The organism is Wenyingzhuangia sp. IMCC45467, from assembly GCF_054111205.1.
The window spans coordinates 1,615,975-1,641,842 of record NZ_CM134196.1; the positions used below are offsets into that span (position 1 = coordinate 1,615,975).

General features: G+C 33.7%; 21 protein-coding genes and 5 tRNA genes. 2 read left to right on the forward strand and 24 right to left on the reverse strand.

Annotated elements, in window-relative coordinates:
- Positions 1-26: 26 nt before the first annotated feature.
- Positions 27-2,645 (forward strand): glycoside hydrolase family 3 C-terminal domain-containing protein, encoded by a 2,619-nt coding sequence (locus ACXGQT_RS06790; protein WP_457830649.1) that lies wholly within the window; start codon positions 27-29, stop codon positions 2,643-2,645.
- A 50-nt stretch (positions 2,646-2,695) separates the two neighbouring features.
- Here the strand turns inward: ACXGQT_RS06790 and ACXGQT_RS06795 are convergent, their stop codons facing one another.
- The 24 genes from ACXGQT_RS06795 to ACXGQT_RS06910 form a co-directional block, all read right to left on the reverse strand.
- Complete coding sequence (locus tag ACXGQT_RS06795) at positions 2,696-3,232, reverse strand: phosphatase PAP2 family protein (protein WP_457830650.1); 537 nt, start codon at positions 3,230-3,232, stop codon at positions 2,696-2,698.
- Positions 3,219-3,527 (reverse strand): DUF3467 domain-containing protein, encoded by a 309-nt coding sequence (locus ACXGQT_RS06800; protein ID WP_457830651.1) that lies wholly within the window; start codon positions 3,525-3,527, stop codon positions 3,219-3,221. Before ACXGQT_RS06800 ends, ACXGQT_RS06795 begins: the two co-directional genes overlap by 14 nt.
- A 103-nt stretch (positions 3,528-3,630) precedes the next feature.
- Complete coding sequence (rpoC, locus tag ACXGQT_RS06805; protein WP_457830652.1) at positions 3,631-7,914, reverse strand: DNA-directed RNA polymerase subunit beta'; 4,284 nt, start codon at positions 7,912-7,914, stop codon at positions 3,631-3,633.
- Positions 7,915-8,067: 153 nt separating this feature from the next.
- A complete protein-coding gene (gene rpoB / locus ACXGQT_RS06810) occupies positions 8,068-11,880 on the reverse strand; it encodes a DNA-directed RNA polymerase subunit beta (protein WP_457830653.1) in 3,813 nt (1,270 codons plus the stop codon).
- Positions 11,881-12,031: 151 nt separating this feature from the next.
- Positions 12,032-12,403: a 50S ribosomal protein L7/L12 gene (rplL, locus tag ACXGQT_RS06815; protein ID WP_457830654.1), complete on the reverse strand. Its 372-nt coding sequence runs from the start codon at positions 12,401-12,403 to the stop codon at positions 12,032-12,034.
- 58 nt (positions 12,404-12,461) lie between these two features.
- On the reverse strand, positions 12,462-12,986 hold the full coding sequence (gene rplJ / locus ACXGQT_RS06820; RefSeq protein WP_457830655.1) for a 50S ribosomal protein L10: 525 nt from the start codon (positions 12,984-12,986) through the stop codon (positions 12,462-12,464).
- 23 nt (positions 12,987-13,009) lie between these two features.
- On the reverse strand, positions 13,010-13,699 hold the full coding sequence (rplA, locus tag ACXGQT_RS06825) for a 50S ribosomal protein L1 (RefSeq protein WP_457830656.1): 690 nt from the start codon (positions 13,697-13,699) through the stop codon (positions 13,010-13,012).
- 17 nt (positions 13,700-13,716) lie between these two features.
- Positions 13,717-14,154 (reverse strand): 50S ribosomal protein L11, encoded by a 438-nt coding sequence (gene rplK / locus ACXGQT_RS06830; protein ID WP_457830657.1) that lies wholly within the window; start codon positions 14,152-14,154, stop codon positions 13,717-13,719.
- Positions 14,155-14,232: 78 nt separating this feature from the next.
- Positions 14,233-14,787 carry a transcription termination/antitermination protein NusG gene (gene nusG / locus ACXGQT_RS06835; protein ID WP_457830658.1) on the reverse strand — a complete coding sequence of 185 codons (555 nt, stop codon included), beginning with the start codon at positions 14,785-14,787 and terminating at the stop codon, positions 14,233-14,235.
- 9 nt (positions 14,788-14,796) lie between these two features.
- Positions 14,797-14,988 (reverse strand): preprotein translocase subunit SecE, encoded by a 192-nt coding sequence (gene secE / locus ACXGQT_RS06840; RefSeq protein ID WP_457830659.1) that lies wholly within the window; start codon positions 14,986-14,988, stop codon positions 14,797-14,799.
- Between the two features lie 122 nt (positions 14,989-15,110).
- Positions 15,111-15,183, reverse strand: a tRNA-Trp gene (locus ACXGQT_RS06845).
- 54 nt (positions 15,184-15,237) lie between these two features.
- Entirely contained in the window at positions 15,238-16,422 is a 1,185-nt protein-coding gene (gene tuf / locus ACXGQT_RS06850) for an elongation factor Tu (RefSeq protein ID WP_457830660.1), read from the reverse strand.
- Between the two features lie 63 nt (positions 16,423-16,485).
- Positions 16,486-16,558 (reverse strand) — tRNA-Thr (locus ACXGQT_RS06855).
- Positions 16,559-16,573: 15 nt separating this feature from the next.
- Positions 16,574-16,646, reverse strand: a tRNA-Gly gene (locus ACXGQT_RS06860).
- Between the two features lie 51 nt (positions 16,647-16,697).
- Positions 16,698-16,779, reverse strand: a tRNA-Tyr gene (locus tag ACXGQT_RS06865).
- A 37-nt stretch (positions 16,780-16,816) separates the two neighbouring features.
- Positions 16,817-16,890, reverse strand: a tRNA-Thr gene (locus ACXGQT_RS06870).
- Between the two features lie 103 nt (positions 16,891-16,993).
- Entirely contained in the window at positions 16,994-17,299 is a 306-nt protein-coding gene (gene hpf, locus ACXGQT_RS06875; RefSeq protein WP_457830661.1) for a ribosome hibernation-promoting factor, HPF/YfiA family, read from the reverse strand.
- A 4-nt stretch (positions 17,300-17,303) separates the two neighbouring features.
- A complete protein-coding gene (locus ACXGQT_RS06880) occupies positions 17,304-18,200 on the reverse strand; it encodes a tyrosine-type recombinase/integrase (protein ID WP_457830662.1) in 897 nt (298 codons plus the stop codon).
- Positions 18,201-18,283: 83 nt separating this feature from the next.
- Positions 18,284-18,481 carry a 30S ribosomal protein S21 gene (rpsU, locus tag ACXGQT_RS06885; RefSeq protein ID WP_347180564.1) on the reverse strand — a complete coding sequence of 66 codons (198 nt, stop codon included), beginning with the start codon at positions 18,479-18,481 and terminating at the stop codon, positions 18,284-18,286.
- A gap of 176 nt (positions 18,482-18,657) precedes the next feature.
- On the reverse strand, positions 18,658-19,800 hold the full coding sequence (locus tag ACXGQT_RS06890; protein WP_457830663.1) for an acyl-CoA dehydrogenase family protein: 1,143 nt from the start codon (positions 19,798-19,800) through the stop codon (positions 18,658-18,660).
- 19 nt (positions 19,801-19,819) lie between these two features.
- Entirely contained in the window at positions 19,820-20,674 is an 855-nt protein-coding gene (locus tag ACXGQT_RS06895; RefSeq protein ID WP_457830664.1) for a ComEA family DNA-binding protein, read from the reverse strand.
- A 12-nt stretch (positions 20,675-20,686) separates the two neighbouring features.
- The gene (locus tag ACXGQT_RS06900; RefSeq protein WP_457830665.1) at positions 20,687-22,309 is read right to left on the reverse strand and encodes an alanine/glycine:cation symporter family protein; all 1,623 of its coding nucleotides are present in this window, start codon (positions 22,307-22,309) and stop codon (positions 20,687-20,689) included.
- Complete coding sequence (locus tag ACXGQT_RS06905; RefSeq protein WP_457830666.1) at positions 22,302-23,294, reverse strand: potassium channel family protein; 993 nt, start codon at positions 23,292-23,294, stop codon at positions 22,302-22,304. Before ACXGQT_RS06905 ends, ACXGQT_RS06900 begins: the two co-directional genes overlap by 8 nt.
- A 6-nt stretch (positions 23,295-23,300) precedes the next feature.
- Complete coding sequence (locus tag ACXGQT_RS06910) at positions 23,301-23,528, reverse strand: PspC domain-containing protein (RefSeq protein WP_457830667.1); 228 nt, start codon at positions 23,526-23,528, stop codon at positions 23,301-23,303.
- Positions 23,529-23,731: 203 nt separating this feature from the next.
- Between ACXGQT_RS06910 and ACXGQT_RS06915 the strand changes: the two genes are divergently transcribed.
- Positions 23,732-25,846, forward strand: a complete 2,115-nt coding sequence (locus tag ACXGQT_RS06915) for a Tex family protein (RefSeq protein WP_457830668.1) — start codon at positions 23,732-23,734, stop codon at positions 25,844-25,846.
- Positions 25,847-25,868 lie beyond the last annotated feature (22 nt).

A 25,868-nucleotide genomic window follows, 5' to 3' on the forward strand; every position in this document is an offset into this window, starting at 1 on the left:
ATTATTTTTTAATCTTATACTATACAATGAAAAAAAAACATTTCTACATTTTACAACTTATCTTATTACTAAATATAAGTATACATGCCCAAACCCCTCTCCCATATAAAAACATAAATCTACCTATAGATAAAAGAGTAAATGATTTGGTATCTAGAATGACTTTAGACGAAAAAATAAGTCAATTAATGGATGCTTCCCCTGCCATTAAGCGTTTGGATATTCCTGAATACAATTGGTGGAATGAATCTTTGCATGGTGTAGCTAGAGCTGGATACGCTACTGTTTTTCCACAATCTATTTCTATTGCAGCTTCTTGGAACAAACAATTAATGTACGAAGTAGCAAATGTAATTTCAAATGAAGCTCGTGCTAAACATCACGAATATTTAAGAAGAGGACAACATGGTATGTACCAAGGTTTAACCTTTTGGTCTCCTAACATTAACATCTTTAGAGACCCTCGTTGGGGTAGAGGTCATGAAACTTACGGAGAAGATCCATATTTAACTAGTCAATTAGGATTGCAGTACGTTAAGGGACTACAAGGTAACAACAACAAGTATTTAAAAGTAATTGCAACTGCAAAGCATTTTGCTGTACATTCTGGTCCAGAACCTTCTCGTCATGAATTTAATGCAAATACAAATGATATAGATTTATACGAAACCTATCTACCCGCCTTTAGAACATTAGTAAAACAAGGTAAGGTGTATTCTGTAATGGGAGCGTACAATCGCTTTAGAGGAGAGTCTGCAAGCGCTAGTCCTTTTTTATTTGATATCCTTCGTAACAAATGGGGATTTCAAGGTTATATAGTTTCTGATTGTGGTGCTGTAGCAGACATTTGGAAATATCATAAAATAACCAATGATGCAGCAAGTGCATCGGCTTTGGCTGTGAAAACAGGGTTAGATTTAAATTGTGGTAGAACCTATGAAAATTTAAAAGAGGCAGTGGATAGAAACTTAGTTGATGAGTTTGACATTGATATTGCCGTTAAAAGATTATTCACAGCTCGTTTTAAATTAGGAATGTTCGACCCAGTAGAAAAAGTTCCATATGCACAAATTCCTTTTTCAGTGAACAATCATAATGCTCATAATCGTTTGGCTAGAAAAGCATCACAAGAAAGTATCGTCTTACTAAAAAACGAAGCTCAATTACTGCCTTTATCCAAAGAACTAAAAAACATTGCCATTATAGGTCCTAATGCAAATGATGTACAATCTTTATGGGGTAATTATAGTGGAAACCCAAGCCATCCTGTAACTATTTTACAAGGTATTAAAAACAAACTTACTCCAAACACCAATGTTCTTTATGCTCAAGGAACACAACTTGCAAAAGGAGTTCCTGCCATGCAAGTAATTCCGTCTATTTACTTTCAAACAGAAAATGGTAAACAAGGTTTAACGGCAGAATATTTCAACAATAAAGATTGGGAAGGGAAACCTCTTTTTACCCGTACTGATGATCAAGTTAACTTCAACTGGGATATTAACACTCCTGATCCGCGTTTAAAAATGGGAAATTACAGTGTTAAATGGTCTGGTTATATAACCGTTCCTAAAACAGGAACATATGAAATTACAGAATGGTCTAAACCCTACATGACAGTTGCTATTGACAATAAAAAAGCTACAGGAGGTAAAAACAAACATCATGCAAGAATACGTCCTCAAAAAATTAATTTAGAAGTAGGTAAAAAATATAAAATTGAAGTTAAATACCAAAATTATTACGGAGATGCAACGGCTAAGCTATTGTGGGCTCCACCAGAAAATAATTTATTAAATAAAGCAATCAATGTTGCTCAACAATCTGATGCTGTTGTTTTAGTTCTTGGTCTTAATGAACGCTTAGAAGGAGAAGAAATGAAAGTTAAAGCAGAGGGCTTTGAAGGAGGTGATAGAACAAGTCTAGATTTACCTGCTAATCAAAAAAACTTAATGCAAACAATCGTTAACACTGGAAAGCCTGTAGTACTAGTATTAATAAACGGAAGTGCACTTTCCATAAATTGGGCATCTAAAAATGTTCCTGCAATTTTAACTGCTGGATATCCTGGTCAACAGGGAGGAAATGCTATTGCTGATGTCCTTTTTGGTGATTACAATCCTGCTGGTCGATTACCTATTACTTACTATAAATCTGTAGATCAACTTCCTCCTTTTGAAAACTACAACATGAAAGGTCGTACCTATAGATATTTTAAAGAAAAACCCTTATATCCATTCGGTTATGGTTTAAGTTACACCACTTTTAAATACAGTAATTTAAAATTACCTAAAAAAACAAATCCAAAGGATACTATACAATTAAGTGTTGACGTTACCAATACAGGAAAATTTGATGGAGATGAAGTTATACAATTATACATTACAGACGAAAAAGCCTCCACACCTAGACCCATCAGACAATTAGAAGGTTTTGAGCGTATTCACTTAAAAAAAGGAGAAACCAAAACTGTATATTTTAACATTTCTCCTAGACAACTTTCTATAATTAATAAAAAAGGCAATCGAGTAATTGAACCAGGATGGTTTACAATTGCTGTTGGTGGACATCAACCCAACAACTCAAAAGACACCTTACATAAAAAAATAAGAGTTAGTGGTAAATTAACAACCTTTAATAAATAATAGTAGTAATTCAATAAATCTCAATGTTTCACAACATTGAGATTTTTACTTTAAAACCTATAACTATAACTCAAATAAAAATTTTCTCCTTGTTTATCAAAAGAAAAACTAGTGTTTGATTGTTGAAGTTTATCAGTAAAAATATAAGAAGATAGAATTCCAAAGGCAGCTCCTGCCAATACATCTTCAACATAATGTTTCTTAGCATATACCCTACTAAAACCAGTAAAACTAGCCAAAACATATGCAGGGACACCATAATCCCACCCATATCTTTTTTGTAAATATGAAGCTGCTTGAAAAGTTGCTGAAGTATGACCTGAAGGAAAGGATTTAAAATCCTCTCCATTGGGTCTTTCTTTATGAGTAATTTCTTTTAACGACATTGTTACAACCACATTAAGAGCAAAACCTTTAGCGTACATATACAATCCTTCTTTGTCTTTTTCCTTAATTGCAGCTCCTAAAACCACTAAAGGTGATGTATACAAAGTAATATCTCCAATTGTTTCTGCTGTTTTCTGAGCATAACTTTCCCCCGTTAAAAAAAGGATGATACCAAAACAAATAATTCTAAGCCTCTCCAACAGGTCCAAAATTTATAGGAAAGTCTTGTTGTTCAAATTCCTTAATTTCTCCTACTTGAGCTTCAAAACGATTGATATTATCTATCAATGCTTTTGCCAAGCGTTTTGCATGTTGTGGTGTTAACACTATTCTTGATTTTACTTTTGCTTTGGGTACACCTGGCATAATATTTACAAAGTCAACCACAAATTCAGAGTTTGAATGGTTAATTATGGCCAAGTTTGAATATGTACCTTCAGCTATTTCTGGTGTTAATTCTATATTAATGTTTCCTTCTTTATTTTTTTCTTCCATGATTATATAATGTTTTATTGAGGACTAAAATAAGACATTTATAGAGCAAAAAAAACGGATTCCAAATGGAATCCGTTTTCTTTATCATTATATAGTTTAAAGACTATGCTTCAAAACTTTCTTCAATTTCCTCTTTAGGACCAACTATTACATTGTTGTAAACTCTCATACCTGTTCCTGCAGGAATCTTTTTACCAACAATAACATTTTCTTTTAATCCTTCTAAGTAATCTACTTTACCACTTACAGCCGCTTCATTTAACACTTTTGTAGTTTCCTGGAACGATGCTGCAGAAATAAACGACTTAGTTTGTAGAGAAGCTCTAGTAATACCTTGTAATATTTGCTCTGCCGTTGCCGGTTTAGCATCTCTTGCTACTACTTCAGCTTTATCTTCACGCTTCAATCTAGAATTTTCATCTCTTAATTGACGAGCAGTAATAATTTGACCAGCTTTGAATGTATCAGATGCTCCTGCATCTTCAACCACTTTCATACCATAGATCTCATCATTCTTTTCAATAAAGTCATTCTTATGCACTAATGAATTCTCTAAGAATAAAGTATCACCAGAATCTATAATTCTAACTTTACGCATCATTTGACGTACTACAACCTCGTAATGCTTATCGTTAATTCTTACCCCTTGTAAACGATATACTTCTTGAATTTCATTTACAATGTACTCTTGTACTTTAGAAGGTCCTTGAATTCTCAAGATATCTTCTGGAGTTACAGAACCATCAGATAAAGGCATACCCGCTTTTACATAATCATTCTCTTGTACTAAAATTTGGTTAGATAACTTAATTAAGTATTTCTTAATATCTCCAAACTTAGACTCTACAATAATTTCACGGTTACCACGCTTAATTTTACCAAAAGATACCACACCATCAGTTTCAGCAACTACAGCTGGGTTAGATGGGTTACGTGCTTCAAATAATTCTGTTACACGTGGTAAACCTCCTGTAATATCCCCAGCCTTACCTGACTTACGAGGAATCTTAACCAACGTTTTACCTGTTTCAATCTCTTCTCCATTGCTTACCATTAAGTGAGCTCCTAAAGGTAGAGAGTATGATCTTAAAGTATTTCCATAAAGATCTTGAATCAATAATGCAGGAATTTTCTTCTTGTCTTTAGATTCAATAATTACTTTTTCTTGGAAACCTGTTTGTTCATCAATTTCTACAGAGTAGTTAATACCTTGCTCTAAATCTTCAAAGGCAATTTTACCTGCAAATTCAGAAACAATAACTCCGTTAAATGGATCCCATTGACAAATAGCATCACCCTTATTAATAGTTGATTGACCATTAACAAATATATAAGATCCATAAGGAATTACAGTATTACTTAATACTGTTCCTATTTTATCATCTAAAATCTTAGCCTCAGCTGTACGAGAAATTACAATCTCAACTGGTTCCCCTTGTGGGTTTTTACCAGGTACTGTTACCAAGTCATCAATAACCAATTTACCACTAAACTTAGCAATCATTTTGTTATCTTCAGAAATGTTTCCGGCTACCCCTCCTACGTGGAATGTACGTAATGTTAACTGTGTACCAGGCTCTCCAATAGACTGTGCAGCAATAACTCCAACAGATTCTCCTATTTGAACCATATTACGTGTAGACATTGATTGTCCATAACACTTAGAACAAATACCTCTCTTAGATTCACATGTTAATGCAGAGCGCACTTCAACACTATCTAATCCAGATTCTTCAATTACAGTAGCTAATTCTTCAGTAATTTCAGATCCTGCAGTTACCAATACTTCGTGGTTTACAGGGTCTTTAACATCATGTAATGCAACACGTCCTACAATACGCTCATGTAAAGCTTCTACAATTTCATCATTTTTCTTTAAAGCAGATACTTCTAATCCTCTTAAAGTACCACAATCAAATTCGTTAATAATTACATCTTGTGCAACATCAACTAAACGACGTGTTAAATATCCTGCATCGGCTGTTTTTAATGCTGTATCGGCAAGACCTTTACGTGCACCGTGCGTAGAGATAAAGTATTCTAAAATTGATAAACCTTCCTTAAAGTTAGATAAAATTGGGTTTTCAATAATCTCTCCTCCTGATGATGTAGATTTTTTAGGTTTTGCCATCAATCCACGCATACCTGTTAACTGACGAATTTGCTCCTTAGAACCACGGGCTCCAGAATCAAGCATCATAAATACCGAGTTAAACCCTTGTTGATCTTCTCTCAAACGTTTCATAGACAATTCTGTCAATTGGTTGTTTGTAGATCCCCAAATATCAATTACCTGATTATAACGCTCTTTGTTTGTTAACATACCCATGTTATAGTTTTGGATAATTACATCCACTTCAACATTGGCATCAGCAATCATTTGCTTCTTTTCAGCAGGAATAATAATATCCCCTAATGAGAATGACAACCCACCTCTAAAGGCAAATTTGAATCCCATATCTTTAATATTATCTAAGAACTCTCCAGTTGTAGGTATATCAGTCGCTTTTAAGACTTTTGCAATAATTCCACGTAAAGATTTCTTAGTTAATACTTCATTTATATATCCTGCTGCAGCTGGTACATGTTCATTAAACAATACTCTACCTACAGTAGTTTCTATAATTCTTGTAACTTGATTTCCGTTTTCATCAACATCTTGCGTTCTTACTTTAATTCCCGCATTTAAGTCTATCGCTTTTTCATTAAAAGCAATAGTTACTTCTTCTGGAGAATAAAAAGTCAACCCTTGACCTTTTACAGTGTACTTTTCATCGGTAACACGTAATTTGGTCATGTAGTAAAGACCTAATACCATATCCTGAGATGGTACGGTAATAGGAGCTCCGTTTGCAGGGTTTAAGATAGAATGAGATCCTAACAATAACATTTGAGCTTCTAAAATAGCTTCTGGACCTAATGGCAAGTGAACCGCCATTTGATCCCCATCAAAATCGGCGTTAAATGCCGAACATACTAATGGATGTAACTGAATTGCTTTTCCTTCAATTAATTTAGGTTGGAAAGCTTGAATACCTAAACGGTGTAACGTAGGGGCACGGTTTAATAAAACAGGGTGTCCTTTAATTACATTTTCCAAGATATCCCAAACTACAGGCTCTTTTTTATCTATTATTTTCTTAGCAGATTTCACTGTTTTAACAACTCCACGCTCAATCAACTTACGGATGATAAATGGTTTGTATAATTCAGCGGCCATATCTTTTGGCAATCCACATTCAGACAATTTCATGGTAGGTCCAACAACAATTACCGAACGAGCAGAATAATCCACACGCTTACCTAGTAAGTTTTGACGGAAACGTCCTTGTTTACCTTTTAATGAATCTGATAAAGATTTTAATGGTCTGTTAGATTCTGTTTTTACTGCTGATGATTTACGAGTGTTATCAAATAATGAATCTACAGATTCTTGTAACATACGTTTTTCGTTACGTAAAATAACTTCAGGAGCCTGAATTTCTACCAAACGTTTTAAACGGTTGTTACGGATGATTACTCTACGGTATAAATCATTTAAATCAGAAGTTGCAAAACGACCTCCATCTAATGGCACCAAAGGACGTAATTCTGGTGGAATCACCGGAATAGCCTTTAAAATCATCCACGATGGATTGTTGTCTCTGTTCTTTTGAGATTCGCGGAAAGCTTCTACAACATTCAAACGCTTTAAAGCCTCTGTTTTACGTTGCTTAGACGTTTCTGTATTTGCTTTGTGTCTTAATTCATAAGATAAAGTTTCTAAATCTATACGATCTAATAACTCTATCAAACACTCAGCTCCCATTTTGGCAATAAATTTATTTGGATCATCATCATCCAAATATCTATTTTCCAAAGGAACAGTTTCTAAAATATCTAAATACTCCTCTTCTGTTAAGAAATCCATTTTTTGTAATGGAGTTCCATCTAATTGAGTTGCATTTCCTGGTTGTATTACCACGTATCTCTCGTAGTAAATAATCATATCTAACTTTTTAGATGGTAACCCTAAAAGGTATCCCATTTTGTTAGGTAATGATCTAAAGTACCAAATGTGAGCAATAGGCACAACTAAGTTGATGTGTCCAACTCTATCTCTACGTACTTTCTTTTCTGTAACCTCTACACCACAACGATCACATACAATACCCTTGTAACGAATTCTTTTGTACTTACCACAAGCACATTCAAAGTCTTTGATAGGTCCAAAAATTCGCTCACAAAATAAACCATCTCTTTCTGGTTTATGTGTACGGTAGTTAATTGTTTCTGGTTTCAATACTTCACCGTGAGAAGCCTCTAAAATAGACTCTGGTGATGCCAAACCAATAGAAATTTTTTCAAATTTCTTTTGTGTAGGGTTTTTATCGTTATTTCTTGCCATGATCTTTTGTTTTTTAGTATCTAGTAATTAGTACAGAGTATTAAGCACAGTAGCTATGCTACTTAAACCAAATGTTATCAACTCAATACTCTATACTCTTTTACTTTATACTTTTTACTTTGTACTCTATACTTTGTACTTTGTACTTAACAACTATTCTTCTAATCTTACGTCTAATCCTAAACCTTTCAATTCGTGCATTAATACGTTGAAAGATTCTGGTAAACCTGGTTCTGGCATCGGTTCTCCTTTTACGATTGCTTCGTATGTTTTCGCTCTACCAATAACATCATCAGATTTTACTGTTAAAATTTCACGTAAGATACTAGATGCTCCATAGGCTTCTAATGCCCATACCTCCATCTCTCCAAAACGCTGACCTCCAAATTGAGCTTTACCTCCTAATGGCTGTTGAGTAATTAAAGAGTATGGTCCAATAGAACGTGCGTGCATCTTATCATCAATCATGTGACCTAACTTAATCATGTAGATAATACCTACAGTTGCTGGTTGGTCAAAACGTTCTCCAGTTCCTCCGTCGTATAAGTAAGTATGTCCAAATCTTGGAATTCCTGCTTCGTCTGTTAAGGCGTTAATTTGGTCTAACTTAGCTCCATCAAAAATTGGTGTTGCATATGTTTGACCTAATTTTTGTCCTGCCCATCCTAATACAGTTTCATAAATCTGTCCAATGTTCATACGAGAGGGTACCCCTAATGGATTCAATACAATATCAACTGGTGTTCCATCTTCTAAGAAAGGCATTTCTTCTTGACGAACAATACGAGCAACAATACCTTTGTTACCGTGACGTCCTGCCATCTTATCTCCTACTTTTAGCTTACGTTTCTTAGCAATATAAATCTTAGCTAATTTTAAAACACCTGCTGGTAATTCATCTCCAATTGTAATGGCAAATTTCTTACGTCTAAGTGCTCCTTGTAAATCACTAACTTTTATTTTGTAGTTGTGAATCAATTCAGCAACCAAATCATTTAAGCTATCATCTGTAGTCCAAGCTCCTTTAGTTAAATGTGTAAAATCTGTAACAGAATTTAACATTTTTAAAGTGTACTTTTTCCCTTTAGGGAATACTTCTTCTCCTAAATCATTCTGAACACCTTGAGATGTTTTTCCTGATATTAAAGTAAACAACTTGTCTATTAAAGTATCTTTTAGTGATTCAAAGTCATGTGTAAATTGTGCTTCTAAAGCTTCAATTTGCTCCTTATCTCTAACTCTCTTAGATTTATCTTTAACTGCTTTCTTAAATAATTTTTTACCAATTACAACTCCTCTTAATGATGGAGAAGCTTTTAAAGAAGCATCTTTTACATCACCTGCCTTGTCTCCAAAGATCGCACGTAATAATTTTTCTTCTGGTGTTGGATCAGATTCTCCTTTTGGAGTAATCTTTCCAATTAAAATATCACCAGGCTTTACTTCAGCTCCAATACGAATCATTCCGTTTTCATCTAAGTCTTTAGTAGCCTCTTCAGAAACGTTAGGAATATCATTGGTCAATTCTTCTGCTCCTAATTTAGTATCTCTTACATCTAAAGAGTACTCATCAATATGAATAGAAGTAAATATATCTTCTCTTACCACTTTTTCAGAAATCACAATCGCATCCTCAAAGTTGTATCCTTGCCAAGGCATGAAGGCTACTTTCATGTTACGTCCTAAGGCCAATTCACCTTTTTGAGTAGCATATCCTTCACACAATACTTGTCCTTCTTCAACAGTATCTCCAACTTTAACAATTGGCTTTAAGTTAATAGAAGTTCCTTGGTTGGTTTTTCTAAACTTGATTAAGTCGTAAGTAATTTCGTTAGAATCAAAACTTACAGAAGCTTCTTCCTCAGTTCTTTCGTAACGAATGGTAATTTTATTTGCATCAACATAAATCACCTCTCCTGTTCCTTCTGCGTTGATTAAGATTCTTGAATCTTTTGCAACTCTACGCTCTAAACCTGTTCCTACAATAGGAGCTTCAGGACGTAATAAAGGTACTGCTTGTCTCATCATGTTAGATCCCATCAATGCACGGTTGGCATCATCATGTTCTAAGAAAGGAATTAACGAAGCAGAAATAGATGCAATCTGGTTTGGAGATACATCCATATAGTCAATATCTTCAGGAGTTACAACAGGATAATCAGCCTCTTCACGAGCAATAACTTTATCCAAGTCTATCTGTCCATCATCTGCTATTGCAATATTTGATTGGGCAAATTTCATTCCTTCTTCCTCCTCAGCACTTAAATAAGTTGGTGCATCAACAATGTTTACTTTTCCGTTATCTACCTTGTGATATGCAGTTTCAATAAAACCTAAATTGTTCACTTTTGCATATACAGCTAAAGATGAAATCAATCCAATGTTTGGACCTTCAGGAGTTTCAATTGGACATAAACGACCGTAGTGAGTATAATGAACGTCACGAACCTCAAATCCTGCTCTTTCTCTAGATAAACCTCCAGGTCCTAAAGCTGATAACCTACGTTTGTGCGTAATCTCTGCTAATGGGTTTGTTTGGTCCATGAACTGAGACAACTGGTTGGTTCCAAAGAAAGAATTAATAACAGAAGATAAAGTCTTCGCGTTAATTAAGTCAATCGGTGTAAACACTTCGTTATCACGTACATTCATTCTTTCTCTAATAGTACGAGCCATACGAGACAATCCAACTCCAAATTGAGCTGCTAATTGTTCACCTACTGTACGCACACGTCTGTTAGATAAGTGGTCAATATCATCAATTTCTGCTTTTGAGTTAACCAACTCAATTAAATTCTTGATAATAGTGATAATATCATTTTTAGTTAAAACTTTCTCATCTAAAGATTCGTTAAGCCCTAACTTCTTGTTCATTCTAAAACGTCCTACTTCACCTAAGTTGTAACGTTGCTCAGAGAAGAATAATTTTTCAATAATTCCTCTTGCAGTTTCCTCATCTGGCGGCTCAGCATTACGTAATTGTCTATAGATATGCTCTACTGCCTCCTTTTCAGAGTTGGTAGGATCCTTTTGTAATGTGTTGTGGATGATTGCATAATCACCACTCTCATTATCTTCTTTGTGTAATAAAATTGTTTTTACTCCTGTATCAACAATCTCATCAATATGTTCTTTATCTAAAATAGTATCACGATCAAAAACAATTTCGTTTCTTTCAATAGATACAACTTCTCCAGTATCCTCATCAACGAAGTCCTCAAACCAAGTTCTTAATACACGAGCAGCTAATTTTCTTCCTAATACTTTCTTTAATCCAGACTTAGAAACTTTAACCTCTTCTGCAAGGTTAAATATTTCTAAAATGTCCTTATCTCTTTCAAATCCAATCGCACGGAATAAAGTAGTAACAGGTAATTTTTTCTTTCTATCAATATAAGCATACATTACTTGATTGATATCGGTAGCAAATTCAATCCAAGATCCTTTAAAAGGAATTACTCTTGCTGAATATAATTTTGTACCGTTTGCATGGAAAGATTGTCCAAAGAATACCCCTGGAGAACGGTGCAACTGAGAAACGATAACACGCTCAGCACCGTTAATAATAAATGTACCAGAATTGGTCATGTAAGGAACTGTACCTAAGTACACGTCTTGCACAATTGTTTCAAAATCCTCATGTTCAGGATCCGTACAGTACAATTTCAATCTTGCCTTTAATGGTAAACTATAAGTCAAACCACGCTCAATACACTCTTCAATTGAGTATCTTGGTGGATCTACAAAATAGTCTAAAAATTCTAACACAAAGTTGTTACGTGTGTCAGTAATTGGAAAATTGTCCATAAAGGTTTTATACAAACCTTCATCGCTTCTTTCGTCAGCCTTAGTTTTCAACTGGAAAAAGTCTTGGAAAGACTTGATCTGAATATCTAAAAAGTCCGGATATTCTGTACTTAGTTTGGCTGAAGCAAAGTTAACTCTTGTATTATTTTTCGTTGCCAAAGGTGAAAAAATTTAGGTGAATTAATAATTCTATTTTCTTTTTAAGCTTTTTTTGACTTGCGATAAATAGGAACTATTTAAACGCAAAAAATGGTTTAGGTCTAACCCGTATGGGAAAGACCTAAACCTATAAGGTTTTGTAGGGTAAAGATTACTTTAACTCAACTACAGCTCCAACTTCTTCTAAAGAAGCTTTAATTCCTTCTGCTTCTTCTTTAGAAATTCCTTCTTTAATGTTAGATGGAGTTCCATCAACTAATTCCTTAGCTTCTTTTAATCCTAATCCAGTTAATTCTTTAACAGCTTTAACTACTTTTAATTTAGATGCTCCAGCTTCTTTTAAAACTACATCAAATTCAGTTTGTGCTTCTGCAGCGTCTCCACCAGCAGCAGCTCCACCTCCTACTACTACTGCAGCAGCTGGCTCAATACCGTACTCATCTTTTAAGATAGTAGCTAATTCATTTACTTCTTTAACTGTTAAGTTAACTAATTGTTCTGCGAAATCTTTTAATTCTGCCATTTTGATTCTGTTTGTACGTTTAAAAAACGTGGTGTATTATAATTTATTTGTGCGCTAATTATTCTGCTGATGCTTCTACAGCCTCAGCAGCTCTGTCTGTACGTTCCTCATTAGTCAACGCTGAAACAACGTTTTTAATAGGAGACTGTAAGATAGTGATGATATCACCAATAACTTCTTCTTTAGATTTAATTGCTACTAAAGCAGGTAATTGATCAGCTCCTACATATACTTCTTCAGCTATGTAAGCTCCTTTCAACAATGGTTTCTCACCTTTAGATTTCTTTAAGAAATCTTGAATTACTTTTGCAGGAGCATTTGCTACTGAAGAATAAAACACAGATGTGTTACCTTTTAAAGTTGATGGTAAATCACCAAAGTCTTTGTCAGACTTTTCCATTGCTTTTTCTAGCAATGTATTTTTAACTACAGATAATTGGATATCTGCTTTAAAACAAGCTCTTCTTAAGTTAGAAGTTGCAGTAGCATTTAAACCTGATATATCGGCTAAATAGATTACTGTATTCTCCGCTAATTGGCTTGTTAAATCTTCAATTACTTGAAATTTTTCTTCTCTTGTCATTGTTTATGAGTTTTAACAGCTAATTAAAGCGATTTAAGGTCTAACTGAACTGAAGGAGACTGAGTAGAAGAGATAAAAGCACTCTTAATGTAAGTTCCTTTAGCCGCAGTAGGCTTTAACTTAATAATTGTTTGAATTAATTCGTTAGCATTTTCTGTTAACTTATCAGCATCGAAAGATACTTTTCCGATTGCAGCGTGTACAATACCAGTTTTATCAACTTTAAAGTCAATTTTACCAGCTTTAACTTCTGCTACTGCTTTTTTAACATCCATTGTAACAGTTCCTGTCTTAGGGTTAGGCATTAAACCTCTTGGTCCTAAAACACGTCCTAATGGTCCTAATTTCCCCATTACAGCTGGCATAGTGATGATCACATCAACATCTGTCCAACCTGCTTTTATTTTTGCTAAGTACTCATCTAAACCAACATAGTCTGCACCCGCTTCTTTAGCTTCTGCTTCCTTGTCTGGTGTAACCAATGCTAATACCTTTACATCTTTTCCAGTTCCGTGAGGTAATGTTACAACTCCACGTACCATTTGATTTGCTTTTCTAGGATCTACTCCTAAACGAATAGCAACATCTACAGATGCGTCAAAATTAGCTAATGTAATTTCTTTTACTAAAGAAGATGCTTCATTCAAAGAATAAACTTTAGAACTGTCAATCTTAGCTTGAGCTTCTTTTTGCTTTTTTGTTAATTTTGCCATGTTTTCTTGTTTATCAATTAAAATGGAGCGTCTCCGCTTACCGTTACTCCCATAGATCTTGCAGTACCTGCAACCATCTTCATTGCCGACTCTACAGTAAATGCATTTAAGTCAGGCATTTTATCTTCTGCAATCGTTTTTACTTGATCCCAAGAGATACTTGCAACTTTCTTACGGTTAGGTTCTCCTGATCCGCTTTTAAGTTTTGCAGCTTCTAAAATTTGAACTGCAGCTGGAGGAGTTTTAACAATAAACTCAAAAGATTTATCAGAATATACAGTAATTGCAACTGGTAAAACCTTTCCTTGTTTATCTTGAGTTCTAGCATTAAATTGCTTACAGAACTCCATAATGTTAACCCCGGCAGCACCTAAAGCAGGACCTACTGGTGGTGAAGGATTTGCTTGTCCTCCCTTAACCTGTAACTTTACAATCTTACTTACTTCTTTTGCCATTTTTAATATAAAATTAAATTAAACCTTGTGCTATTAGTTGGAAGCAAACACAAAATTAATTTGTAACACTCTATTTATTTATGATATTTTATCAACTTGCATATAGTTTAGTTCTAATGGTGTTTTACGACCAAAGATTTTAACCATTACTTCAAGTTTTCTCTTTTCTTCGTGAATATTTTCAATTACACCATCAAAACCATTAAATGGTCCATCAATTACTTTTACTGTTTCTCCAACTGTATAAGGAATTGCGATGTTGTTATCTGGCTGAACAGTTAATTCATCAACCTTACCTAACATTCTATTAATTTCACTCTGTCTCATTGGTACAGGCTCACCTCCTTTAGTTTCACCCAAAAAACCAATAACACCAGTAACTGCCTTTATAACGTGAGGTACTTCTCCTGTTAAATTAGCCTCTACCATGATGTAACCTGGAAAATAAACACGTTCACGTGTAGATTTTTTACCGTTACGAACTTGAACAACTTTTTCTGTTGGCACCAATACCTGATCTACATAATCAGACAAACCTAAACGTGAAATCTCATTTTCTATATAATTTTTCACTTTGTTTTCCTGACCACCAATAGCCCTTACTACATACCATTTCTTTACAGAATCAGCCATAATTTACTTTTACTTTATAATATTAAAAAAACCTTCTAATGTTTTTTGAAACCCTTGATCTACTAAAAACACTGCAATTGCAAATATAATTGTAAACACAGCTACAACAACTGTAGATTTTTGAGCCTCTTCTTTAGAGATCCATGTCATTTCGTCTTTCAACTCTGAAAATGACGATTTTATGTAATTAATAATATTCATAATATTTTCTTAAAAAGCCGTGCAAAGATATAAAATTATTTATTACGTAAATAACTTTATATCCTTTTTTAACTTGTTTGCTAAAAAAAGGAATTATAAAAATTATAATTCCTTTTATTTTGCACGGGCGGAGAGACTCGAACTCCCGACACCTGGTTTTGGAGACCAGTGCTCTACCAACTGAGCTACGCCCGTAAAAAAAGAGCCTGCTCTAAACAAGCTCTTTATATAGTAAATATAATCTTATGATTATAAAATTTCAGTTACCTGACCAGCACCAACTGTTCTACCTCCTTCACGGATAGCGAAACGTAAACCTACGTTCATTGCAATTGGAGAATGTAAATCAACAGTAATAGTTAAGTTATCACCTGGCATTACCATTTCAACTCCATCAGGTAAGTTAATAGTACCTGTTACGTCAGTTGTACGTACGTAAAACTGTGGACGGTAGTTGTTGTGGAATGGAGTATGACGTCCACCTTCTTCTTTTTTCAAGATATAAACCTCAGCTTTAAATTTATCGTGTGGAGTTACAGAACCTGGTTTACAGATTACCATTCCTCTCTTAATATCTTCTTTAGCAATACCTCTTAATAAGATACCTACGTTATCTCCAGCTTCACCTCTATCTAAAATCTTACGGAACATTTCAACTCCAGTAATAGTAGAAGCTAATTTCTCAGCTCCCATACCGATAATATCAACAGTATCTCCTGTGTTAGCAACTCCAGTTTCAATACGTCCTGTAGCTACAGTACCACGTCCTGTAATAGAGAATACATCTTCAATAGGCATTAAGAAATCTTTCTCAACCTCACGAACTGGCTCTTCAATCCAAGCATCAACAGCAGCCATTAATTCCATAATAGAATCAACCCACTTTTGCTCATTGTTCAATCCACCTAAAGCAGATCCTTGAATTACAGGAGTATTATCTCCATCATAGTCATAGAAAGATAATAAATCACGAACCTCCATGTCTACTAACTCTAATAACTCCTCATCATCAACCATATCAACTTTGTTTAAGAAAACAACGATACGTGGAATACCAACCTGACGTCCTAATAAGATGTGCTCACGAGTTTGTGGCATTGGCCCATCAGTTGCAGCAACTACTAATATAGCACCATCCATTTGAGCAGCACCAGTTACCATGTTCTTTACGTAATCCGCGTGACCTGGACAGTCAACGTGAGCGTAGTGACGGTTAGCTGTAGAGTACTCTACGTGAGAAGTGTTAATAGTAATACCTCTTTCTTTCTCCTCTGGAGCGTTATCGATAGAGTCAAAAGATCTCAATTCAGATAAACCAGCATTAGCTAATACAGTAGTAATAGCAGCTGTTAAAGTAGTTTTACCGTGGTCAACGTGTCCGATTGTACCGATATTTAAGTGCGGTTTCGAACGATCAAATGTTGCTTTTGCCATGATTATTGATTTTAATTCTTAGTTATATATTAGTGTTTATTTTAAACTTTTCAATCCTATTTGAGCCAATGACCGGATTTGAACCGGTGACCTCATCCCTACCAAGGATGCGCTCTACCAACTGAGCTACACCGGCTTGGATTTAAATTTGAGCGAAAGACCGGGTTCGAACCGGCGACATTCAGCTTGGAAGGCTGACGCTCTACCAACTGAGCTACTTTCGCATTTTACTGATTTTCATCAGAAGGAACTTAAACCTAAATTTAAGCCTTTTGTGGTGAGAGCAGGATTCGAACCTGCGAAGACGTAGTCAGCGGATTTACAGTCCGCCCTCGTTGGCCACTTGAGTATCTCACCAATCCAATAATTTAAAAGAACGCTTTCTTTTTTTTTGAGCCGATAATAGGACTCGAACCTACGACCTGCTGATTACAAATCAGCTGCTCTAGCCAGCTGAGCTATATCGGCTTTTAGATAGTTGCATAAAAAAACAGCCCGCTATCTTAACGGACTGCAAATTTATAAAGTTTTAGATATCATGCAAAACATTTTAAATTTATTTTACATTTTTTTATTGATGAACGACTCTTTCCTTTTCTTTAGTCTTCATTAACTGTCTTTTCATGGCATCTGCACACAGACTAATTCCCTCTTCAAAGGTCTTAGATTCCTTCTTCACCATTAAATCATGTCCAGGAATATTCAGTTTTAATTCCGTTATTTTATTCTCTTTTTCACTTGTTTGTTGCACTTTTAGAAACACCTCTCCGTCAACAATCTTGTCATGAAACTTTTCTAACCCTTCAACTTTCTTGTTTACAAACTCTACCAAATCCTTATCGGCATTGAAATTTACTGACTGAACATATACTTTCATATCTTTATTTTTTTTTCGCACTTCTAGGGTGTGCTTGGTTATAAACTTGTTTTAACTTATCCAAACTATTATGAGTATAGACTTGAGTTGCCGCTAAACTTGAGTGCCCTAGTAACTCTTTAACTGAATTCAAATCTGCTCCGTTGTTTATTAAATCCGTAGCATAAGAATGCCTTAATACATGGGGACTCTTTTTTTCCTTAGTCGAGACCTTACTAAAATAGGAATTAATAATTCGATAAACAAGAGCTCCATACAATTTTCCTCCTCGTTTGGTTATAAACAAGTTTGAAATTGCAACTTCCATACCATCTCTTTGTTCTAAATATATTTTTAATTCCTCTAAAACATTATTATAAAGTGGGATTTCCCTCTCTTTATTTCTCTTTCCTAAAACTTTTACAGTACCTTTTTCAAAATCAACATCTTGAATTTTCAACTCTATCAATTCAGCCTGCCTCATACCTGTAGCATACAATAGATGTATAATTAATTTATTTCTTAATTGCTCAAAATCCGTATACACATCATCTTGCATTATTAAAGTTTCTTCTATTTCTTTTTCTGAAAACGGAACCATTACTTTTTTTGAAACTTTTAAACTTTTTTGACTAGATAGTGGATTTTTAACTATCATTTCTATTTTTTGCAAGTAACTATAGAAACTTTTTAAAGCTGTTATTTTTCTATTGATAGACCTATTTACTATTCCAGAGACGTTTAATTGAATTACCCATGCCCTTATATAAACGTATTCTACCACACAAGGGTTAGTCTCATGATACTCGATCTTTAAGAAGTCAAAAAAATCACAGATATCTTTTTTATATGCTGTAATAGTATGTGGAGAATATTTTTTCTCTAAAGACAAATACTCTAAAAACTTATCTAACAATTCCATTATTAAATCTTTGTACTAGTAAATTTATGACATAAAAAAACCCTATGAAAATTCATAGGGTTTTTATTACTTGTAAAAGCTAATTAAGCTTGCTCTTCGTTTGTTCTTAAACGCTGAACGTAAGAAGCTTTAATTCTTTGCTTACGGTTTACTACAGAAGGTTTATTGAACTGCTGACGCTCACGTAATTGCTTCATTGTTTTTGTACGGTCAAATTTTCTCTTGAAACGCTTTAAAGCTCTATCAATGTTTTCTCCGTCTTTAACTGGTATAATTAACATAATTTAGCACCTCCCTTCATTGTCGTAATATATTTTAAATGTTTTTTATCTAATTTTTGGATTGCAAATGTAAGAATTTTTTTCAGTTTAAAAATTAAAAGTTTATAAAGTTTACTAAAAGGCTATATGAACCACAATTCTCCTCTTTACAGCCTTCTACTTTCTACCTTTAGAAACTAGTCTTTTAAAATATTTCTTGAAATCACTACTTTTTGAATTTCTGTAGTTCCCTCTCCTATAGTACACAACTTACTATCTCTATAAAATTTTTCTACTGGAAAGTCTTTTGTATAACCATATCCTCCGTGAATTTGCACGGCTTCATTAGCTACTCTTACACAAGTTTCTGAAGCGTACATTTTAGCCATTGCTCCTATAGTGGTCATTTTTTCTCCTAATTCTTTTTTAGCTGCAGCCTTATGTGTTAACAATTCAGATGCTTCAATTTCCGTAGCCATATCAGCTAACTTAAAAGAAACTCCTTGAAAAGCCGAAATAGGTTTTCCAAACTGTACTCTTTCTTTAGAATATTTTAAGGCAGCCTCATATGCTCCTTTAGCAATTCCTAATGATAGAGCTGCTATTGATATTCTACCTCCATCTAATACCTTCATAGACTGAATAAACCCTTCACCTACTTTACCCAACACATTTTCTTTAGGCACTCTACAGTTTGCAAATACAAGCTCTGCTGTTTCAGAAGCTCTCATTCCTAACTTATCTTCTTTTTTACCAGAACCAAAACCTGGTGTTCCTTTTTCTACCACAAAGGCCGTCATTCCATGAGAATCTCCTTTTTCTCCTGTCCTAGCAATTACCACAGCTACATTTCCACTAATGGCATGAGTAATAAAGTTTTTAGCTCCATTTAATACATATTCATCCCCATCTAAAACAGCAGTAGTACTCATTCCTCCGGCATCAGAACCTGTGTTATGCTCTGTTAACCCCCATGCACCTATCCATTCTCCTGTTGCTAATTTTGGCAACCATTTTGCTTTTTGTTCATCACTTCCAAATTGAAGAATATGCCCCGTGCAAAGTGAGTTATGAGCGGCTACAGATAATCCTATGGATGGATCTACCTTAGAAATTTCCTCTATAACCGTAATATATTCATGATATGTTAAAGCCGATCCTCCATAAACTTCGGGCACCAAAACCCCCATAAACCCCATATCACCTAACTTCTTAAATAAATCTACAGGGAACTCCTGTGATTCATCCCATTTTGATACATTGGGAGTAATATGAATCTTTGCAAAATCTTGAATAGATGATGCTATCATTTTTTGGGTTTCATTCGTCTCGAAATTCATTCAAAAAAGTTTTTTTGTTTTAATCAGCGTGCAAATATAAGCTTATTAAGTGGAATTTGTCCTTAGGAAAATCTCTTAATCTTTTAAGCTCCGCTAAGTTCTGTATTTCTGCCACTTCATTTCTATAACTAACGATAGATTTTGACAATTTATAATCGATATAAACAACTTTAGACAACTCATACTCAGTAGCTGTGTTTATATTTATTTTATCAATTTTTGGTTTTGACAAAACTCTAAATTCTTTTTTTAACAACTCCAAAATTTCTGATGGAATTCCCCACACCTCTCTTAATTGGCTATCGTAGGTATAACCCCCTAACAAACTTCTATATTTAATAATGTTTTGAGCTCTTTTTTCTCCAATACCACTGATTTGCGTTAACTCACTAACCGTTGCTTTATTAATATCTTTTAAAACAATCTCTTTTGGTTTTGATTCTTTCTTTAGCGATGTTTTTTTAGATACCCATTCTGGGAATTTAAAATATGGAGAAATTACATTCAGTAGAGAGTCTGAAATTTTAGTTACTTGTTGAAACTGTTTAGAACTATTAATATACTCGTTCTTTAGTCTAAAACTCATCAATCTATCAATCTCATCAATAGACATTCCTAATTGATAAGCTTTATAATCTGACAAGTAATTAGGATTAAAAGGGTATAGTTTAAAAGCATTAGATTTATCTAACAAGACAATAGAATCTAATTCTGATTGTAATTCTATAGAAGAAACTTCTATTCTACTAAACTTACCTAAATTATTGTTAAAAAACAACAAAACACTTTGAAGTGCAATAGCAATAATTATTAATAAAAAAATCCCATTTCGTTGACTTTTTGAGTACTGAAAATGGGATTTTTTAAATTTCATATTTAAGTATTTTTAACTTTCTACTTTGTGCTTAATAGCCGTTAAATACCTTTTAATTTCATGCCTAACTTTTGGAGCTAACAACACCAAACCAATGATATTTGGAAACACCATAGCAAAAATCATAGAATCTGAAAACTCTACCACAGAGTTTAAAGAAGAAGATGCTCCTACAACTATTACAAATAAAAATAATACTTTATATGTAATATCAGCAACTTTTCCTTTTCCAAAAAGATAACTCCATCCTTGAATTCCATAATAAGACCAAGACAACATAGTAGAAAAAGCAAACAGTATAACGGCAATAGTTAAAACTATTGAAAAATTTGGGATGGAAGAATCAAAAGCCGCAGAAGTCAAATCTACTCCACCTAGCTTCTCTCCTGTTCCATTCATAATTACATTACTCCCCTCTAAGTTTGCATACTCAAAAAGTGTGTATTTTAAATTGGTAATTACAATTACCAAAGCAGTCATGGTACAAATAACAACGGTATCTACAAAAGGTCCTATACTTGCTACTATTCCTTCACTTGCAGGAAATTTTGTTTTTACTGCTGCATGGGCAATAGAAGCTGACCCAACACCTGCTTCATTAGAAAAGGCTGCTCTTTGAAAACCAACAATCATAACTCCTATAAAACCTCCTAACATGGCATTATTTCCAAAAGCACCATCTAAAATTTGATAAGCTGCATTAGGAATCATATCAAAGTTTTTAAAAATAATAACTAAAGAAGCCCCCACAAATAAAATCCCCATAAAAGGAACTATTTTTTCTGTTACTTTTCCAATTCTTTTGATTCCACCAATAATAACTACTCCCACCAAAGCCGCCAACACCAATCCGAAAACAAACCCCGATTTCATACCTGTTAAAGACATGAATTGAGCTGTTGCTTGGTTGGCTTGAAACATGTTTCCACCTCCAAAAGAACCTCCTACTACAAAGATAGCATACATAATAGACAACACCTTTCCTAAACCAGCCAAGTTCTTTTCTTTTAATCCCTTTTTAAGATAATACATAGGCCCTCCATAAATATTCCCCTCTGGACTAACCTCTCTATATTTTACTCCTAAAGTAGCTTCTACCAACTTGGTAGACATTCCTAAAAACCCTGCTAATATCATCCAAACAATTGCTCCTGGTCCACCTAAAGCAATGGCCACAGCAACTCCTGCAATATTTCCCAAACCAACAGTTGCAGACAATGCAGCAGTTAAAGCCTGAAAATGAGTAACAACTCCTATTACTGGTGTTGTTTTTCTTTCTTTATCTGCATCAGCTACATCTTTAATTGTTTCAATGTCATCATCTTCTTCAAAAGCATAATCTATTTCATCATAATCACCTTTGGTTGCTTTTACTGCTACTTTTAACAAACGTATGTTTGCAAAATTAAAATACAAGGTAAAAAACAAAGCCCCTCCTAATAAAACAATTAACACAATAGGCACACTCATAGGCCCTATTTGAATAGCATAAAAAACAACTTGTGTTACTACATGTGAAACTGGAGCAAATTTTTCTTCTATCATTTGATCAATGGATGCAAATGATACTGCTGGAAGCATAATTAGTATTAAACTGACGACTTTTTGAATTGTTTTTCTAATAGTTTTACTCATAAATTTCTTTAAATTTTTTAATTTGTTCAGGTCTTCCTAATACAATTAATCTACATTTTGGTTCTAAAATCATTTGAGAAGATGGGTTTACAATATATTCGTCATCTTCTGTAATAAAACCTATTACGTTGCAGCCTGAATTTCTGCGAACGTCTAAATCTTGAATGGATTTCATTAAATACTCTTGAGGCAACTCATCTACCCCAATTTCTTCTAAATTAGCATTAGAGTCTCCCTCCATATTTATTCTATTTACAAACTCCACTAAATCTGGAGTCACTAATAAAGAAGCCATATGATCTCCCCCTAGTTTGTCTGGCATTATAACATGACTAGCTCCAGCTATTTTTAATTTCTTGGTAGCATTTTCATCATTAGCCCTACTAACAATATTTAACTTTTGATTGATTTGTCTTGATGACAAAACCACATATAAATTATTAGCATCAGAAGGCAAAGCAGTAATTAAGCTAGCGGCTTTTTCTATTCCTGCATTTTTTAATACATCATCATTAGTAGCATCACCTTTTACAAATTGAATTTCCTGATAGATAGGGTCATCCATAAAAGCTTCATCTCTTTCTATAACAACACATTTTTTATTAAACCTTTTAAGTTTTTCATAGGCTTGCCTTCCGTTTCTACCAAAACCACAAATAATGGTGTGCTTTTCTAATTTGGCAATTTCCTTTAACTCTTTTTTAACTCGATAAGCATCCATAAGTACATTGTTTGAAAAAAAATCTGAAATAACCGCCACTAAATATCCATAAACCCCAATACTCATTAACACTAGTAAAATAGTAAATAATTTACCCGCATCATCTAAAGGTTTTACTTCTCCAAAACCAACCGTTGTAATCGTAATAATGGTCATAAAAAAAGCATCTAACCAAGAATAGTCAAACGCTAAATAATAGCCCAAAATCCCAATGAACAGAACAATAGCAAATAGAATTAATCCTTTATATATTTTGTTCAGCATAGGTTCTTATAAATCAAAAACAGAGGTTCTTTTTGTCCTGACCATGTCTTTTAATTTTAACAAAAAAGCTAAAGTTAAATATATGGCAAAAGAAAAACCAAAGGTTACAAATGATATATATACAAAAAACAATCGCACATTGGCGGTTCTTATTCCCATACGATCTGCCAATCTTGAAGAAACATCAAAACCATGTTTTTCAAAAAAGTGTCGAATATCATTTATCAAACTCATTTTTAAATTCAATTTAGCGCAAGTTAGCAAAATGTTACTACTTATAATAACTAAGTAACAACATAAGTTTTTATGACTTAAAACATAAATTTAATTACGTATTTTTTTGCGTAATCATAAAACAAATTATTTATTCCAAATAATTTACTAACTATTACCCCACTCCTATTATATTTACAGTTCTTTTTTTAAAACATTTAACTGTGAGTCAAGCCATATTATCTTTACAAATAGCAAACAATACACAATTAGCTCAAAAAAACATTCAAGCGGTTTTAAACTTATTAAATGATGGTGCTACAGTTCCTTTTATTGCTCGTTATAGAAAAGACCAAACAGGAGGTCTAGAAGATCATGAAATTTTTAACATTCAAAAAGAAGCCACTGCCATTGATGAACTGGTTAAAAGAAAAGAATATGTTTTAGAAACCATTAAGGAATTAAACATTAACAACCCACAACTTTTAACCAACATAGAGAATTGTTGGAACAAAAAAGAACTTGAAGATTTATTTGCTCCTTATAAAAGCAAACGTAAAACCAAAGCCAGCGTAGCTAAGGAAAATGGTTTGGAAGGTTTGGCTAAAATAATCATGTCTCAAAAAAGCGATCACATCAACATTCAACCTTTTATAAAAAACAACATCAAAAATCAAGATGAGGCTATTGATGGTGCTTTAGATATTATTTGTGAATGGATTACAGAACACACCTTTAGTAAAAATCAACTAAGAAGATTGTTTAACAGAGAAGGAGTTTTAAAAAGTAAAATTAAAAAAGGGAAAGAAACCGAAGCTCAGATTTACAAAACTTATTTTGATTTTGAGCAAAAAGCAACTAGACTGCCATCACACAGAATATTGGCTATTTTAAGAGGAACTAACGAAGGTCTTCTAAGTTCTGGAATTAGCATAGACAAACAAACGGCTATTGATTTGCTAGAACGAAATTTTATTAAAAGTAAAAACCAAAGTGCAGTTTTATTAAAACAAGCCATTGCCAATGCTTACGGAAAAAGTTTAAAACCTTCTTTAGAAAAAGAACTACTAAATGAACTAAAGCTAAAAGCAGATGTAGAAGCTATAAATGTTTTCTCTAAAAATTTAGAACAACTATTATTGGCTGCTCCTATTGGTAAAAAGAATGTTTTGGCCATAGATCCTGGATTTAAAACAGGTTGTAAAGTAGTGTGTTTAAATAAACAAGGAGATTTGTTAGAAGATACTATTATATATCCTCACCCGCCACAACAACAGCATAATAAAAGCATAGATAAAGTATTACAACTACTAAATAAGCATAAAATAGAGGCTATTGCTATTGGTAACGGAACAGCTGGTAGAGAAACCGAAAAACTTATTAAATCGGCAAATATTGCAAAAAACATAGATGTTTATTTGGTAAACGAAAACGGAGCTTCTATATACTCAGCTTCTGACATAGGGAGAGAAGAATTCCCCAACCACGATATTACAGTACGTGGAGCTGTTAGTATTGGTCGTAGATTAATGGATCCTTTGGCTGAGTTGGTAAAAATAGAGCCTAAGTCTATTGGGGTAGGACAATATCAACATGATGTTGATCAAGCTTTATTAAAAACAGAATTGGATCATGTAGTTGAGCGTTGTGTAAACAAAATAGGTGTACAACTTAATACAGCTAGTAAATATTTACTACAATACATTGCAGGTATTGGTCCTAGTTTGGCAAAAAACATTGTAGAATATCGTTCTAAAAATGGAAAATTTAACAACTTAAACGACCTTAAAAAGGTTCCTAGACTGGGAGATAAAGCTTTTGAACAATGTGCTGGTTTTTTAAGAGTACAAGGAAAACAAATTTTAGACAACACTGGTATACACCCTGAACAATACAAAATTGTAAATCAAATAGCTAAGCAACAAAACTTACCTTTAGAAAACATCATTGGAAATAAAGACATTTTAAGTTTAATAAATCATCAGGACTTACAAGAACAAATTGGAAAACATACTCTTAAAGACATCTTAAACGAATTAGCAAAACCTAATATTGATCCAAGAAAACAAGAAGATCAATTAGAGTTTAGTAAAAACATTACCAATATTGAGCATTTACAAGAAGGGATGGTTTTACAAGGACAGGTAAGCAACATTACCAATTTTGGAGCTTTTATAGATTTGGGAATTAAAGAAAATGGCTTGGTTCACATTTCACAAATCACTCATCAATTTATCAACTCTCCAAACGATGTTTTGCATTTAAACCAGATAGTAACGGTTAAAGTAATTCAATTAGACCTTCACAACAAACGCATTGGCCTAACTATGAAACTTTAAAATGTATAAATCTTTTAGTTAT